This window comes from Mesorhizobium sp. M0854 (assembly GCF_040319815.1).
GTDB lineage: Bacteria > Pseudomonadota > Alphaproteobacteria > Rhizobiales > Rhizobiaceae > Mesorhizobium.
This window is the reverse complement of sequence record NZ_JAMYOL010000030.1, coordinates 48398-63636: the sequence shown is the minus strand read 5'-3', so window position 1 is coordinate 63636 and position 15239 is coordinate 48398. Positions and strand designations below refer to the sequence as shown.

The window sequence follows — 15239 nt, the reverse complement described above, 5'->3', positions numbered from 1 at the left end:
CTCACCGATAAGGACGGCGTGAGCAAGGGCGGCTTCTATCCGGAAGGAATGAACGGCACCCTGAAGAGCACCTGAGCCGCTCGCGACAGGCGATCGGATCGCCGGAAGAGACGCAGCGGGCCTGCGGGCGGGCGAGTTCAACCCTTTTTCCAGGCTGCGAGCAACGGGCCGTTGCTTCCATAGACAGGGTCCTTGTGCGGACGGCCGACCCTGGGGATCGTGACGACTGCCTTGGCATGGTCGGCGGCGGTCGTACACAGGTCATAGGTGCCGGATGGAGGATAGGCGCCGACAACCAGAAAATCGTCGGATGCGGAAAGACGCTGGTGCCCGGTGCCGGCCGGAAGAACCGCGACGTCGCCGGCCTTCAGCGGCAGCGTTCGTCCCTTGCTGCCGCCAAAGCGGACCTTGGCCGTGCCGCGCGCAACGCCCAGCACCTCGTGTATACGCGAATGGTAGTGGACGTAGTCGTAGATGCCATTGCGCCAGCTATCGCCCCAGCCATTTGCCTCGAAAAGCGCCTCGATGACAGCCGCCGGATCGAAGTCTTCGGGCAACTTCACAGCGCCACGATAGACGACAAGCGGCCAGAACGGATGGTTGGGCACCAGGCCATCATCGCTGAAGCGAAATTCATTCGGTTTGCGCGGCGTCAGGAGGTCGGCGACCTCTCGCCGGCCCGGCCTGGCGACGCCGGTGACCTGCTCGACGGCTTTCTTCGTGGTTTGCAAAATGCTCATGACGTGGCCTTGCGCTGGTCGGAAGTTTCATGCGGGTTAACTGGCTGCATGGCGGGTCGGTTCCGCTGAGGGCAGAGTTCCGCGATCTGTACGGTCGGCATTTGACGTCCGGGCACATCGAAGCCGCCCAAGTTTCAAGACTTGAACACCGCAAGCACGTGAAGATCCAATCGGTCCCGCCGCTGTGTCGTCCCATGGCACGGATGAGACGCTACACTGTTTTGCCACAGCGCTCGCGACAGCTCGCGAAACGGGCGACCCGCAGAGGCTTTTTTCGTGTTATGATGCACTTGCAACGCGCGTAATCTCGACCTCGGCAATATGGCAAAGGTCGAACGCAATTTTTGCCCTGGCGTCGCCCAGCATGGACTCAACTCCGGATGGCTGGGTGTGCTTATCCGGGGCGAGGAGGTTGTCCATGTCCACGACTAACGTCGAACGCCCGCTGCAGCCGGGCGACCGGGCGCCGAATATTATTCTCGATGCGATCTCCCGCGAAGGCAAGATCGCGCTCGATGATTTTCGAGGCCGTAGCCCGTTGTTGATCGGTTTGTTCCGAGGCCTGCACTGTCCGTTCTGCCGGCGCCATGTCGCGGCGATGGCGCAACTTAAGCCGGCCCTGCGTGAGAAAGGCGTCGAATGCCTGGCGGTGGTCAATACACCGGTAGAGCGGGCGCGGCTCTATTTCCGTTACCACCCGGCACCCGATCTTCTCGCCGCATCCGACCCGGAGCGGGCCTCGCACCGTGCTTTCGGCTTGCGCGAGGTCGGGATGGACACGGTCATGGCGATCCGTATCGATCTGCCGGGCGAGTTGCCCGAGCCTATGGACGTCATGGCAATGTACGAGTTTCTTAACAAGAAGGAAGGATATGAGATTACGGGAGCCGACCAGCAGGCGATGGCTTCCGGCCAGGGGCAGCTTGTCGGTCAGTTCCTAATCGACCGGGCGGGCATCGTACGCTGGAACTTCACTGAAGTTCTGGAGGATGGCCTCAATACCTTCAAGGCGCCCAATCCGGAGGAATTGATGTCAGCGGCTTCCCAAGTTGCACATTGATGGGCTGCGGAAATAGGCGGCTGACAACTCGCTCGACGACCGCGCCCTTCCCGCTCACTACCGGGGAACGGCCGTCCTGGGTCAGAACCTGAGGATCGTGGATGACCGCTTCGCGCCGCGTCTCGGTCATTCCACTGGCCACTGCCGCCCTCCAGAAGCGGACATCGCTGAAGTCAACACGACCCCGTGAACTTACGCTACATACGAGCGTTGCTGTCGAGAAGTGATAACTCATAGACGCCGTTTAGAACACCAACCCAGCCAGAAATCTCTGATAGTCCTCTGGCAGGCCATGCTGCCGCGCCCCGTCACGGATATGGGCTAGATAGATGGCGTTCGGCGGAGGGGGGTTGTGGGTGGCCACCGCCACATATGTTTCTACGGCTGTAGGCACCCCTCCAAGTTCAACGATGACCGGAACGCGATTGTAGCCGTTCCTGTCAGCTGAGCGGTCGGCGCGATAGCCTTCGCTCCGGTCCAAGGCTTCGAGGTCGCCGGCACTAAGCCGATGGACTACTCCCCAAACGTCGTGGCCGTGCGCTGGTTCGATAGAGGACACGCCGCATTCCCGACGGTTCGACAGACGCGGGAATATAAGCCGGTGGCCACGAAGTACCGCAGTGCCAACCTTCACACGGTTGGGACAGCGAGTATCCATCTGCGCATCGTCCATGTTTGAGCCGTATCCAAATACAAGGGCCATTAGATCACCTGGGCAACAAGGCGTTCAAAAGGAAGCGATTGCTCAGGCGGCGCCGAGCCTGATTTCCTCCATTCGTATCGAATGCGGTTGTCAGACTTGTCCGACTATACGCTTCTTGGATTTGACTATGCTCCGGCTGCCGCAACCGATGCAATAGCTGAAACTGAGCTAGCAGGCGGCGCAACTTTGGTCTTATGAAACTCAATGACCTCCGCGATAGCTGTCAGCAATGGCTCAAATCCACCAAAATTTACGGTCCCCTTGTTCGCCGCGACCACCTTGGTGGCGAATACTTTCTTCCCGTAAAATTTGCTTCCGTCCTTTTCAGCATTAGTCTTGTCGAATTTCTTGCCGTCATAAGGGGTATCGAGAAGCGCTTGATCAAACAGCTGCTCGATAGGAGTGTCCTTGTTGCCCACCTTCGGTATGGGTACCACGTATAGGTTCGAGCCGAGATAATACCAAGCTTGCGAGCCATCCACCTTCCTACCGGTCTTTTTCTCAACCGCGTCGAAAAGCTTTTGTGATCCGCTATCGGAATCCCCTATCAGGATCAGGGGGTGCTTTGCGCCGCTTTTGAATTTCTTTATGCGGCCTGCATACGTGAACGCTAGCTTCCCAAGCTCACCGGCCCCGCCGCTCAATTGCTGCAGCGCCGCCGACGTTTTGGTGTACTTGAAGAGCTTGATCTTCAAATCTCCGGCCGCGTTCGTGAGGGAAGGATACTTTAGCGCGAGCGCCTGAATCGCGGACTTGATGTAAATGTTATCCGTAACCCCCTCGCATAGGAGTACGGGACGCTCGATACCGTAGAGGTCGGCATAATCCGCGAACTTTTCGAATAGTTTTGTGCTGGCCCACGGTTTCGGAGTCTTGGGCTTCTCTTCGGTATCTTCAGGCGTAATTCTGACCTTCGGCCCCTTTCCACGGACCTGGTAGATGTAGGCGAGGCGTCCCCTCAGCTTCTTGCGAGGGAATGGCTGCTTTACGCCTGCAACTTTTGTGAAGCACTCACCGTCCATGAAGAGGTAGTGGCACATGGCGGCGACAGTTGCGTAGTAGTCAGCCGGAATGTTCACCTTCTGGTTGACAACGACGCCGGTCACTTCCTGTCGTGAATAGTCGAGTTGCATGCGGGTTTTGGCTGGGTTTAGCTCGAATCCGGCCCGCGCAATTGCCTTCAGGAGCTTTGGTCCAGCTTCCCAAAGGTTGATGCTCCCGATGTCGCGCTGTCCGATTGCCGCGGGAAAATTCTTCTCGCTGGTGGAGAACGTGATGTCGTCCGCATACCGAGTGTAGGTGCAGTTGTACTGATGGGCCAGTTCGTTGAGGCGGATATCGAGAACGCTGGCAATCAGGTTGGAGATAACCGGCGAGCAGGGGCTACCCTGAGGTAACTGGTTGTCATGGCAGGCGATCTGCGCAAGGACGGCCGCGACAGCGGGTTTCAGTTCAAAATCCTTGTGCTTCATGAAGAAGCCCCGAACTCGCCCGAAGTTTATGGTTGGGAAAAAGTCCTTCAGGTCGACGTTGAAAACATAGCGCCGCTTCCGGTGGTTCTCCCCATTGGTCATGATAGAGAGCTTCTTTTTGAAGCCGTGCGCCAGGATGCAGTCGGGCTTCTTCACCCGTGTTTTTTCCAGCACCTGCTCGATTTCCAGCAAATCCTTGGCGAGGTCCTTCTGAATCGCCTTCAGCGCGGGATGGGGTGCCTTGATGGTGCGGACACCCCCACACTTCTTGGGGACCGTGTATTCTGCGTACTTTGACGGCGCAGGAGCCTGGTCTAGCTTATAGAGCGCATACGAAATGTGCGCCGGCTTCAAGTCGAGAATCTTGGCAAGGTCGGTGATGTCCTCCGCCTTCCTGTACTGCTCCAATTTGAGAGATACGACTGTCATGGAGGTGGCTTGCGGATACTCCTATGCGATCCAGCGTATTGTCGCCCAATCGTAATGCTCTCGTCGGCTCTCTGCAGGTAGCGTTGAGGCCGTATTGCTTTCACCTGTGGAGAACCCCCACAGAAAAATCTATCCGCAAGCCAGTCGCCAGAAAACAGAACGGCAGTGGCGACGCAAGGGAGGAAAGGTCTAGTCCACAAGGGATCATCGCGGAAACTTGACGGCAGCCCCGGAGGCGGGTTGTGGCGTATCACAAAGCACAAGCGTTGCTGGGCCGTTCGGAGAGATTAAATGTATGTGAGACCGCTCAGCGTATTGGAAACGGGCCGGCAATGGTCACGACGATCCTCCAAGGATCCGGATGTTTCGTTCTTTGCGATTTGAAACCTGAAACCCGCTGGTCCGCTCTCGTCCCTATCGAGACGTTCAAGGCCTTGATGCTAAGCGTCCGCCCATGGCGCAAAGGAGACAAATTGGCGCCCACCCCTCACGCCGTCTTTGCCGTCACCAACTCTCGACCATCGCCTCATCGGGAACTTCCGCGGCTTGCCTACTTCGCAGCTCGATACGGAAACGGATGACCGCTCGTTCGACAACCCAATCATAGCGGTTTCCCAACCGGTCCGTCTCTGACCACCACCTCCCCCCACACCCTCACGGCACAAATATCAAAAACACCCAGGTAAAAAACACCACCAGATGCACCAGGCCGGTCAGGAACGTCGTTCTCTCCGTGCTGAAGCTCACATTGCAGATGAAAAGCGCCAGGACCAAAAGCACCATGTCGGTCGCCGGCAGGCCCAGGGTCAGGCCTCTTCCGGTCAGCAGGCTGGCGGCGGCTATGCCGGGTATTGTCAGGCCGATCGTCGCGCAGGCCGAGCCCATGGCGACGTTCAGGCCGCGTTGCAGCTCGTTGCTGAGTGCGGCGCGAACCGCCGAGATGGCCTCCGGCATCAAGACCAGCGCGGCGATCATTGCGCCGACAATGGCGTCGGCCTGCGGCACCTGATAGGCGACGAGCGCATCCTCGACGCTTGCCGCGACCTGTTCGGCGAGCATGACGATGCCGATCAGCCCGATCAGCAGGAGCAGAGCTCCGGCGGCGACGCCTTCGTGAGCGTCGGTTCGCGCTGCGGCGCCATGTGCTTGCCCGTCGATGAAATCGTCGCGGTGGCGGACAGTCTGCGCGAACAGAAAACCGGCATAGAGCAGCACCGAAAGGACGCTGACGAAGCCGAGTTGCGCCGCCGAGAACGTGCCGGGATCGGTGGTTCGCGTGTAGGTCGGCAGAATGAGCGTCATGACGCTCAGCGCGACCAGCACCGCCAGATAGGCGCTGGTCCCTTGACGGACGATTGCCTGCTTGCGATGGCGCCAGCCGCCAAACGTCAGGCACATGCCGACGACACCGGTGGAGGTGATCATCACCGTCGAGAACACGGATTCGCGGGCAAGCGTCGGGTTGTTCGCGCCGTGCAGCATGATGGAAACGATGATCGACACTTCGATTGCCGTCACGGCGATGGTCAGCACCAACGTGCCGTACGGCTCGCCCACCCGCCGGGCCACCGCCTCGGCGTGGTCGAGCACCACGAAAATGGTGGTGAACATGATCGCGCTCGACAGCGCGCCGATAAATATCCTGGTGCCCAGCGACCCTTCGTCGACCGACACCCCGCTGGCCCTGACCGCGACAGCCATCGCCAGAGCGGCCAACGGCATGCCGTAGGAAATCGCCGATCTTGCGAAACCACTCATTGTCACCTTCTTGCCTTCCCGCAAATCCCGTGGAAGGGCGATTTGCAACCACTGTTGCGCACCGCGACCATCCAGAGAAATCGCATATGACAGGTCATGACGCCATCGCAGCGTACCCCAGCCCTAGCCCCTCCCCACAAGGGCAGCGCAATCGCGTACGCATTCTTGCGAAGAGGACCCCCACCCTAACCCTCCCCACAAGGGGGAGGGAACGCTGCCGCGCGCCCTTGCTTTCCCTTTGGCGCCGAAAGGCAGGCAATTTGCCGAGGTCGGCGCCACCGAAAGTCCCCTCCCCCTTGTGGGGAGGGGTTAGGGGTGGGGGTACGTCGTAGAGCGAAAGCCTCGGCTTTCCATCTGCAATAGCCCTGCCACAGGGGGGAGGGAACGCTGCCGCGCGCCCTTGCTTTCCCTTTGGCGCCGAACGGCAGGCAATTTGCCGAGGTCGGCGCCACCGAAAGTCCCCCTCCCCCTTGTGGGGAGGGGTTAGGGGTGGGGGTCCTCTTCGCAAGAATCCGCAGCGATTGCGCTGCCTCCTGCCCCCGCACACCTCGAAACATCATGTCACCCGCAGGAAGCTCGCGCGCTAGCCGGGCGTGTTGGCCTTGACGACCTTCTTGCATTCGGGCGTCAGCTCGCTCATGTGACCGGCCAGGCATTTTACGACGCGGCCACCGCCCGGCAACACGCCCTTGCACAATCTCTGGTAATCTGCTTGGCAGGCCTCACGCTCGGCCGCCGTCTGCGCCAGCACTGCGGTGGCTGCCAGCTGAGTTGCCAGGAAAAGCACGCCTAACCCAATCCGCATGGAACACCCCTCAAATATGTTGCCCAAACAACGCCTCCGTCACGCGTAGGCACAAACGGAAGCCTTTTCACGCCGTCTTCTGCGTCACCAATCCCAGCTCGTCGACCATCGCCTGGCGCATCAGGAATTTCTGCGGCTTGCCGGTCACCGTCATCGGCAATTCGGTGCGGAAGCGGATGTAGCGCGGGATCTTGAAATGGGCGATCTGGCCGGCGCAGAAGGCCTTGATCTCCTGCTCCGTGGTGATCTGGCCGGGCTTCAGCACGATCCAGGCGCACAGCTCCTCGCCGTATTTCGGGTCGGGAATGCCGAACACCTGCACCTCCTTGACCTTGGGGTGGCGATAGAGAAACTCCTCGACCTCGCGTGGATAGACGTTCTCGCCGCCGCGGATGACCATGTCCTTGACCCGGCCGACGATGTTGCAATAGCCCTCGGCATCGATAGTGGCGAGGTCGCCGGTGTGCATCCAGCCGTCGGCGTCGATGGCTTCGCGGGTCTTCTGCTCATCGTCCCAATAGCCCTTCATCACGGAATAACCGCGCGTGCAGAGCTCGCCCGGCGCGCCGACCGCGACGGTGGCACCTTCGGCGTCGATGGCCTTGACCTCGACATGCGGATGGACGCGGCCAACGGTCGAGACGCGCTTTTCCAGGGGATCGTCGACGCTGCTCTGGAACGACACCGGGCTGGTCTCGGTCATGCCGTAGGCGATGGTCACCTCAACCATATGCATCAGCGACACCACCTTCTTCATCACCTCGATCGGGCATGGCGAGCCGGCCATGATGCCGGTGCGCAGGCTGGTGAGATCGAAGGAGGCGAAATCCGGATGGTCGAGCACGCCGACGAACATGGTCGGCACGCCGTAGAGCGCGGTGCAGCGTTCCGTTGCCACCGCCCTCAGCGTGGCGCCGGCATCGAACCCCTCGCTGGGGAAAACCATGGTCGCGCCCTTGGTGACGCAGCCCATCGTGCCCATCGACATGCCGAAGCAATGGTAGAGCGGCACCGGGATGCACAGCAGGTCGTCGACGGTGAGCCGGATCGCCGCGGTGACGAAATTGCCGTTGTTGACGATGTTGTTGTGGGTCAGCGTCGCGCCCTTGGGCGCGCCTGTCGTGCCGCTGGTGAACTGGATGTTGATGGCGTCGTCCGGTTTCAGCCCCGCTGAAATCCGGTCGAGCTTGTCATGCTCGTCGCGGCCGGCCATCGCCAGCACGTCGGCGAAATTGAACATGCCCGCAGAATTCTCCTCGTCCATGCGGATGACGGTCTTCAGCGCCGGCAGCTTGTTGGCGTCGAGCTTGCCCGGCGCAGCGTTGGCGATCTCCGGCGCCAGCGCCGCGATCATGCCGAGATAGTCGGAGCTCTTGAATGTGGCGGCGGTGACCAGCGCCTTGCAACCGACCTTGTTCAAGGCATATTCCAGCTCGACCAACCGATAGGCCGGGTTGATGTTGACCAGGATCAGGCCGATGCGGGCGGTGGCGAATTGCGTCACCAGCCATTCCCAGCGGTTCGGCGACCAGATGCCGACGCGATCGCCTTTCTCGAGGCCGAGCGCCAGGAAGCCGGCGGCGAGCGCATCGACAGTCTCGGATAGCTCTTCCCAGGTAAAGCGCTTGTCCTGCTCGACGAAGACGGCGGCATCGAGCGTGCCGTATTTGCCGACCGTATCGGCAAACAGCGCCGGGATGGTCAGGTTGAGCAGCGGCACGCTGCGCTCGCCCGAGACATGCGCCGTGCCGTCGACCGGCGCAATGAACGAACCGCCATCGCGCTTGGAGCGCAGGCTGGTGGCATTCTTCAACTCGTCGAGATTGATCGGCATCGCCGTGTCCTCCGCAGACCAGCCGAGCCTATCAGCCCGGCGGGGTGGTGGAAATCCCGTCCATGGTGGGGCTGGGTGGGAACTCGCCTGTAAAGGCCGAAAATAAAAAACCCGCCTCGGCGGGCGGGTCTTCGGGGCCAATTGGCACCACAGCGAGATTAGTAGCATAGCTGCCGGCACAAAGCAAGAACAAAATTGCTGTACGTCAAGAAAATCGCGTCAGGTCGGTGCCAGCGGCCAAGCTGCCAATCTCCCTCCTTGAGGGGGAGATGGCCGGCAGGCCAGAGGGGGTCGTCTCGCGTGGAGCACCTGCCTGTTCTGTCCGTTAGGAGAGTCGCGTCAAGACCTACCGACCCCCCTCTGTCGCCTTCGGCGACATCTCCCCCTCAAGGGGGGAGATCGGCTGGTCGTCAGCCTGCGTTCACCGATGCCATCCTGCCCGCAATATCGCGCAACACGGCCTCGTCCGTCGCCGAACGCATCTTCCTCGACGCCACGAGGCAGGCCTGCGAGCGCAGGATGAGGCCGTCGGCCAGCACCTTGAGATGGTTGGCGCGCAGCGTCGCACCTGAGGTGGTGATGTCGACGACGATATCGGCCAATCCGGCCGCCGGCGCACCCTCGGTCGCGCCCAGGCTTTCGACGATGCGATAGACCTGGATGCCGTGCTTTTGCGAAAAGAACTGCTGGGTCAGGCGCCAGTATTTGGTGGCGATCCTAAGCCGGCGGCCATGGCGCTGGCGGAAATCGGCGGCGACGTCGTCGAGGTCGGCCATGGTGTCGACATCGAGCCAGATGTCGGGCACGGCGACGACGACATCGGCATTGCCGAAACCGAGGCGGGCGATGATTTCGGTGCGCGCCTCGCAATCGGCGAGGTTTTCGCGCAAAAGGTCCTCGCCGGTGATGCCGAGATCGACCGACCCCTGGCCGATTTCGCCTGATATCTCCGAGGCAGACAGGAACGCTATCTCGACGCCGTCAAGGCCGTCGATGCGGGCGCGATATTTGCGCTCGTCGCCGGGCAGGCTGACGGCAAGCCCGGCCTTGGCCAGCACCCCCAGCGCCTGCTCCTTGAGCCGGCCTTTCGACGGGATCGCCAGCGTGATCATGGCGCCGTCTCCCGCAGCGCCTCGATGCGGTCGAGCCAGACGGAAAAACCGACGCCGGGGATCGGCGTTTTGGCGCCGAGCAGCGTCAGCAGCCGGTCGTAGCGGCCACCACCGGCGAGCGGCCGGTCGCCGCCTTGCGCCGCGATCTCGAAGACGATGCCGGTGTAGTAATCGAGCGGCCGGCCGAAGGCGGCGTCGTAGCTGATTTCAGACATCGGCAGGCCGAGGCTTTCTATGGCCGCGGCGCGGGCTGCGAAATTCTCCAGCGCTGCGCCCAGCGAAAGCCCGGCATCGGCTGCAAAACGTTGGAGCGCTCCGGCGGCGCTGTCGAGCGGCACGTCGATGGCCAAAAAGCTCTTCAGCGCCGCAAACGCCTCGTTCGACAGCCGCACGCTGCGCAGTTCGGCTTTCTCGATCAGGCGCCGCGCAATCTCGGACGGCGAACGCCCGGCCGTTGCCGACAGGCCAGCCTCTTCCATGCCGCCGGCGACATGCGCCGAAAGACCGTCAAGATCGCCGTCGAGGACAAGGGCGGCGACCACGCCGGCGAGCTGGCTGTTGCGCGGCGGATTGGCCAGATCGGCAAGGGCGGCCTCCAGCATCGGCGCCGAGCCGAAGGCCCGCGCCAGCCGCATGCGCCAGCCGCGCGGCAGGCCAAGGGCGGCCAGCACCGCCTCGAAAATGGTCTGGTCGCCGAGCGTCACCGCCAGCTCCCGGCCGGGCAGCACCAGCGACAGCAGCGCATGCGCATCGGCCAGCGAACGGGCGTCGGCGGCGGCCGTGTCGCGGTCGCCGAGGTCCTCGATGCCGGCCTGGAAGAACTCGTTGCCGCCCTCGCGGCGCTGGCGAAACACCTCGCCGAGATAGGAATAGCGGCGCGGCGTGCCGGCCTGGCTGGCGATGTGGTCGAGGCAGACCGGAATGGTGAATTCTGGCCGCAGGCAAAGCGTCTGTCCGGTCTCGCTCTCGGTGAGAAAGATGCGGCGCCGCAAATCCTCGCCGGCCATGTCGAGGAACGGGTCGGCCGGCTGCAGCACAGCGACCTCGACCGCATGGGTGTCGCGCGCGGCGAAGAGCTTGGTGATGTCGGATGCGATGGCGGGGCGCGAGGTCATGGGAATGTGGAGCGCGAGGCACCCCCCTCTGGCCTGCCGGCCATCTCCCCCTCAAGGGGGGAGATCGGCAGCTTCGGCCTCGGCGTCTTTTCTCCAACGCTTGAGATTGGCGAAAGCAGGCGCGATATCCAATCTCCCCCCCTGAGGGGGAGATGGCCGGCAGGCCAGAGGGGGGTGCTCACGCGCCACCCTTCGCTCGGTCGGCCGCCTGCGCCGCCAGTATCTTCTTCACCTCGGCGACCAGATCGCCTTCCGCCACGGTCACCTGCGCCGGTCGCGCGGCGCGCCATTCGGCGTTGTCGGCGATCTCGGCCGACATTTTCGCGCCTTCGATCAGGTCCTTGATCTGCACCTCGCCCTTGGCGCGCTCGTCGCCGCCCTGGATGATGGCGACCGGGCTGCCGCGGCGGTCGGCATATTTCAGCTGCGCCTTCATGCCGGCGCCGCCGAGATACATTTCCGAGCGGATGCCGGCGGCGCGCAGCTCGGCCACCATCTTCTGGTAGCGGCCGAGGCTTTCCGTATCCTTGTCCATGGTCAGCACGACGACCGGCGCGATGACATCGGAAGTATCGAGCTTGCCGAGGTTCTTCAGCGCCGTCATCAGGCGCGAGACGCCGATCGAAAAACCGGTCGCCGGCACCGGCTCGCCACGAAAGCGCGAGACGAGGCCGTCATAACGTCCGCCGCCGCCAACCGAGCCGAAGCGCACGATCTGGCCGTCCTCGTTGGGGATCTCGGCCAGCAGCTCGGCCTCGTAGACCGGGCCCGTGTAATATTCGAGGCCACGGACGACGGATGGGTCGATGCGGATACGATCCTCACCGTAGCCGCTTTGTGCGACCATGGTTCTTATCTGCTCCAGCTCTGCAAGACCCTCGACAAACGAGGCGTTCGTGATGCCGAGATGTTCGAGTTTTCTTTCCTCGACAAGATTGCTGAGCCCTGGGGTGATAGATCCCAGTGTCTGGACAATCTGTTCGGGATCATGCTGCGCCATGACCGTGAAATAGCTGATCACAACATCGATTTGCGCGTTACCCAGCCCGGCGCCCTTGGTAAAATCACCGCTCTCGTCCTTGCGCCCGGCGCCCAAAAGCAGGCGCACGCCCTCGACGCCCAGCTTGTCCAGCTTGTCGATCGCCCGCAGCACCTGCAGCCGGCGGCCAGCGTTCTCGTCGCCGCCGAGGCCGATCGCCTCGAGCACGCCATCGAGCACCTTGCGATTGTTGACGCGGACGACGTAGTCGCCGCGCTTGATGCCGAGCGCCTCCATCACGTCGGCCATCATCATCGCCATCTCGGCATCGGCGGCAACGCCCGGCGTGCCGACCGTGTCGGCGTCGAACTGCATGAACTGGCGGAAGCGGCCGGGACCGGGCTTCTCGTTGCGGAACACCCAGCCGGAGCGATAGCTGCGATAGGGTTTCGGCAGGCGCTCAAAATTCTCGGCAACGAAGCGCGCCATCGGCGCGGTCAGGTCGTAGCGCAGCGACAGCCATTGATCGTCCTCGTCCTGGAACGAGAACACGCCCTCGTTCGGCCGGTCCTGGTCGGGCAGGAATTTGCCGAGCGCATCGGTGTATTCGATCAGCGGCTGGTCGACCGGCTCGAAACCGTAGAGCTCAAAGACCGAGCGGATCGTCGCCATCATCTTCTCGACGGTGCGCAGATCGTCGGCGCCGCGGTCGACAAAGCCGCGCGGCAGCCGCGCTTTCATCTTTTCGGATTTGTCGGCCATGGGATGGGTACTTTGCTAAGTAATCGGTGACTTATTTCGGGTCGGCGTGTCCTACCGATGCAGCCCGGAGAAGGCAAGGGTTTGCGGCTTTTCCGCGATGTCGCGGGACCAGTTGGTTCGCAAATGTCGCGCCGCCCCTCATCCGCCTGCCGGCACCTTCTCCCCGTATAGTGACGGGGAGAAGGGGACTTGTCGCAGCCTCGGCGCTACTTGTGCAACGCTGTGATTGGCGAAACCACCGGCGGAGGCGTCCTTTCTCCCCGTCCCTATACGGGGAGAAATGCCCGGCAGGGCAATGAGGGGCAGCGCAAAGCCATCAGGCAGGGCGACCGAAACAAACCGCGTCACAAATGAAACAATTGTGCCATGCGCGCGGCATCGTGCCGACACAATCCGGGCCGATAAGCGCGCCGAAACAAGGGGTTCGGGGCCATGGCCACGCTACAGAAGTTCGACATCATCGATAGCCGCGCACGCGACGCCTCGGTCCGGCTGCGGCCGGCCGATGGTTATGCCCCGAATACCAAGCAAATCGCCGGACCGTTCGAGGTCGCGGCGCAACAGCGCAGCGGACCGACCATGCGCGACGTGCTGATGACCGGACTGCTGGTGATCTATCCGGTGTTCGCCGCGCTGGCGGCCATCCTTGCCGGGTTTTTCCTAGCCGGCGCCGGCGGCGCCTGAGCCGCTATTTCGGCCGCTTGAACGCTTTCCGTTCCGCCTCGACCGGCTCGCGGCAGACGCAGCCCTCGAGATGGTCGTTGACCAGCCCCATCGCCTGCATGAAGGCGTAGACGGTGGTCGGGCCGACAAAGCTCCAGCCGCGCTTCTTCAGCTCTTTCGAAATGCGGACCGAGACGGCCGTCATCGGATTGGCGCGCAAATGCGCGAGGTCGACGATATCGGGCCGCTCGTGCGGGCCGGGCTCGAACTTCCAGAACCAGGCGGCCAGCGAGCCGGCCTCGTCGATGAGTTCGCGGGCGCGCTTGGCGTTATTGATGGTCGAGATGATCTTGCCGCGATGGCGGATGATGCCGGCATTGCCGAGCAGGCGCTCGACATCGGCGTCGGTGAAGGCGGCGATCTTGTCGACATCGAAGCCGGCAAACGCCTCGCGGAAATTGTCGCGCTTGCGCAATATGGTCAGCCAGGACAGGCCCGACTGAAAACCTTCGAGGCAGATCTTCTCGAACAGGCGGCGGTCGTCGGCGACCGGCCGGCCCCATTCGTGGTCGTGGTAGTGCAGATAATCCGGCAGGTTGCCGTGCCAGAAGCAGCGGGCGATGCCGTCGGGACCGGCAAGCAGACCTGTCTTTTCATCCATGGCGGAATTCCGTTCGTGTCTTGGCGTTAACGCGTTTTGACGCGGCCTTTACCGCGGCTTTACCAGATTCCTGAACCGGGCGGTAACCACACCAAAAGCTTTACTGACAGATCGGCATTTTACGCATTCCGATTCATGTTTCGGTTGCCGCTTCGCGCCCAATGTCGGCGAAATCGGGGAGGCTTTGCACCCCGGCATGTTCGACGATCAAGGTGCGTTGCGATGAAGACATTCTTGTTCCCACTGTTCGGCGCCGCGGCCGTGCTTGCGGCCGGCGCCGCCAATGCCAACGACCGCTATGCGGAGAGGCCGCCGGTGGTGGTCAGCCCAGATCTTTCGGCGCCCTGGGTGCTGCAGCTCGGCCATGCCCCGGGCACCGTGCGGCAGAGCCGGCAAGAGGCGCAGCCGCAACGGCGCTACCGGCGGCTGGCCGAACCCGATCAGCTGCGCACCGCAGCGGTGCAGGCGCCGGCCAAGCGCATGGCGATGCGGCCGCAGATCGACCCGATCTATCTGCCGCAGGAAGTCGCCTATGACGGCCCGCAGAAGCCGGGCACGATCGTCATCGATACGCGAGAGAATTTCCTCTATCTGGTCGGGAAGAACGGTAAGGCGCGGCGTTATGGCGTCGGCACCGGCAAGCCGGGCTTCGAATGGTCCGGCACCCACAAGATCACCAACAAGCGCGTCTGGCCGGATTGGCGGCCGCCGGCGGTGATGATCGCCCGCGAAGCCGCCAAGGGCCGTTATCTGCCGACCTATCTCGCTGGCGGCATGGAAAACCCGCTCGGCGCACGCGCGCTCTATCTCGGCTCGACCGAGTACCGTATCCACGGCACCAATCAGCCCTGGACGATCGGCGGCGCGGTGTCGTCGGGCTGCATCCGCATGCGCAACGAGGACGTGGTCGACCTTTACGAGCGGGTCAATGTTGGCACGACGGTTGTAGTGATGTAATCTGCGGTTGACCTCATCGATGATTCTGCTCAGAAGCCTCGGGAGCATTGAATAACGGGGGACGGGCCGTGTGGGGATGCGGCCAGTCACGAAAGGGCAGCGCGGCAAGCCGTGCTGCCCTTTTTGTTTCCGCCAGCAGGAATTGACGGGAAGATTTTGCCGGCACGTCGCGCGACCGGCATGGCGGTT

Annotated in this window: 13 protein-coding genes; 3 read left to right on the top strand and 10 right to left on the bottom strand. The window is 62.4% G+C overall.

Annotated elements, in window-relative coordinates; genetic code table 11:
* Positions 1–137: 137 nt before the first annotated feature.
* Positions 138–740, bottom strand: coding sequence for a cupin (locus NKH99_RS27845; RefSeq protein WP_353016834.1), 603 nt, complete (start codon positions 738–740; stop codon positions 138–140).
* 418 nt (positions 741–1158) lie between these two features.
* Here NKH99_RS27845 and NKH99_RS27840 point away from each other — a divergent pair, with 418 nt between their 5' ends.
* Positions 1159–1800, top strand: a complete 642-nt coding sequence (locus NKH99_RS27840) for a peroxiredoxin-like family protein (RefSeq protein WP_353016837.1) — start codon at positions 1159–1161, stop codon at positions 1798–1800.
* Between the two features lie 244 nt (positions 1801–2044).
* On the opposite strand, the gene NKH99_RS27835 is transcribed toward NKH99_RS27840, so the two are convergent.
* The 8 genes from NKH99_RS27835 to hisS form a co-directional block, all read right to left on the bottom strand.
* Positions 2045–2503, bottom strand: a complete 459-nt coding sequence (locus NKH99_RS27835) for a gamma-glutamylcyclotransferase family protein (protein WP_353016832.1) — start codon at positions 2501–2503, stop codon at positions 2045–2047.
* A gap of 125 nt (positions 2504–2628) precedes the next feature.
* Entirely contained in the window at positions 2629–4404 is a 1776-nt protein-coding gene (locus tag NKH99_RS27830) for a retron Ec67 family RNA-directed DNA polymerase/endonuclease (protein ID WP_353016829.1), read from the bottom strand.
* A gap of 654 nt (positions 4405–5058) precedes the next feature.
* A complete protein-coding gene (locus tag NKH99_RS27825) occupies positions 5059–6162 on the bottom strand; it encodes a calcium:cation antiporter (RefSeq protein ID WP_353016827.1) in 1104 nt (367 codons plus the stop codon).
* Between the two features lie 583 nt (positions 6163–6745).
* Positions 6746–6967 carry a cysteine rich repeat-containing protein gene (locus NKH99_RS27820; RefSeq protein WP_352450969.1) on the bottom strand — a complete coding sequence of 74 codons (222 nt, stop codon included), beginning with the start codon at positions 6965–6967 and terminating at the stop codon, positions 6746–6748.
* Between the two features lie 67 nt (positions 6968–7034).
* A complete protein-coding gene (locus NKH99_RS27815; RefSeq protein WP_353016825.1) occupies positions 7035–8801 on the bottom strand; it encodes an AMP-binding protein in 1767 nt (588 codons plus the stop codon).
* 410 nt (positions 8802–9211) lie between these two features.
* Positions 9212–9913 carry an ATP phosphoribosyltransferase gene (gene hisG / locus NKH99_RS27810; RefSeq protein ID WP_352981094.1) on the bottom strand — a complete coding sequence of 234 codons (702 nt, stop codon included), beginning with the start codon at positions 9911–9913 and terminating at the stop codon, positions 9212–9214.
* Complete coding sequence (locus NKH99_RS27805; protein ID WP_353016823.1) at positions 9910–11028, bottom strand: ATP phosphoribosyltransferase regulatory subunit; 1119 nt, start codon at positions 11026–11028, stop codon at positions 9910–9912. The genes hisG and NKH99_RS27805 overlap by 4 nt, the downstream gene beginning before the upstream one ends.
* 178 nt (positions 11029–11206) lie before the next feature.
* Positions 11207–12769 carry a histidine--tRNA ligase gene (gene hisS, locus NKH99_RS27800; RefSeq protein WP_353016821.1) on the bottom strand — a complete coding sequence of 521 codons (1563 nt, stop codon included), beginning with the start codon at positions 12767–12769 and terminating at the stop codon, positions 11207–11209.
* A 432-nt stretch (positions 12770–13201) separates the two neighbouring features.
* Between hisS and NKH99_RS27795 the strand changes: the two genes are divergently transcribed.
* On the top strand, positions 13202–13453 hold the full coding sequence (locus NKH99_RS27795; RefSeq protein WP_352472681.1) for a hypothetical protein: 252 nt from the start codon (positions 13202–13204) through the stop codon (positions 13451–13453).
* A 4-nt stretch (positions 13454–13457) separates the two neighbouring features.
* Here the strand turns inward: NKH99_RS27795 and NKH99_RS27790 are convergent, their stop codons facing one another.
* Positions 13458–14093 carry a DNA-3-methyladenine glycosylase I gene (locus tag NKH99_RS27790; protein WP_353016817.1) on the bottom strand — a complete coding sequence of 212 codons (636 nt, stop codon included), beginning with the start codon at positions 14091–14093 and terminating at the stop codon, positions 13458–13460.
* A 222-nt stretch (positions 14094–14315) separates the two neighbouring features.
* Here NKH99_RS27790 and NKH99_RS27785 point away from each other — a divergent pair, with 222 nt between their 5' ends.
* Positions 14316–15050, top strand: coding sequence for a L,D-transpeptidase (locus tag NKH99_RS27785; RefSeq protein WP_353016814.1), 735 nt, complete (start codon positions 14316–14318; stop codon positions 15048–15050).
* Positions 15051–15239: the final 189 nt, after the last annotated feature.

What these genes read in the sequence shown, in the direction of transcription:
- NKH99_RS27835 (WP_353016832.1), bottom strand. Translation starts at nt 2,503, where the DNA reads ATGGCCCTTGTATTTGGATACGGCTCAAACATGGACGATGCGCAGATG.
- NKH99_RS27845 (WP_353016834.1), bottom strand. Translation starts at nt 740, where the DNA reads ATGAGCATTTTGCAAACCACGAAGAAAGCCGTCGAGCAGGTCACCGGC.
- NKH99_RS27820 (WP_352450969.1), bottom strand. Translation starts at nt 6,967, where the DNA reads ATGCGGATTGGGTTAGGCGTGCTTTTCCTGGCAACTCAGCTGGCAGCC.
- NKH99_RS27785 (WP_353016814.1), top strand. Translation starts at nt 14,316, where the DNA reads ATGAAGACATTCTTGTTCCCACTGTTCGGCGCCGCGGCCGTGCTTGCG.
- hisG (WP_352981094.1), bottom strand. Translation starts at nt 9,913, where the DNA reads ATGATCACGCTGGCGATCCCGTCGAAAGGCCGGCTCAAGGAGCAGGCG.
- NKH99_RS27825 (WP_353016827.1), bottom strand. Translation starts at nt 6,162, where the DNA reads ATGAGTGGTTTCGCAAGATCGGCGATTTCCTACGGCATGCCGTTGGCC.
- hisS (WP_353016821.1), bottom strand. Translation starts at nt 12,769, where the DNA reads ATGGCCGACAAATCCGAAAAGATGAAAGCGCGGCTGCCGCGCGGCTTT.
- NKH99_RS27805 (WP_353016823.1), bottom strand. Translation starts at nt 11,028, where the DNA reads ATGACCTCGCGCCCCGCCATCGCATCCGACATCACCAAGCTCTTCGCC.
- NKH99_RS27840 (WP_353016837.1), top strand. Translation starts at nt 1,159, where the DNA reads ATGTCCACGACTAACGTCGAACGCCCGCTGCAGCCGGGCGACCGGGCG.
- NKH99_RS27790 (WP_353016817.1), bottom strand. Translation starts at nt 14,093, where the DNA reads ATGGATGAAAAGACAGGTCTGCTTGCCGGTCCCGACGGCATCGCCCGC.
- NKH99_RS27815 (WP_353016825.1), bottom strand. Translation starts at nt 8,801, where the DNA reads ATGCCGATCAATCTCGACGAGTTGAAGAATGCCACCAGCCTGCGCTCC.
- NKH99_RS27795 (WP_352472681.1), top strand. Translation starts at nt 13,202, where the DNA reads ATGGCCACGCTACAGAAGTTCGACATCATCGATAGCCGCGCACGCGAC.
- NKH99_RS27830 (WP_353016829.1), bottom strand. Translation starts at nt 4,404, where the DNA reads ATGACAGTCGTATCTCTCAAATTGGAGCAGTACAGGAAGGCGGAGGAC.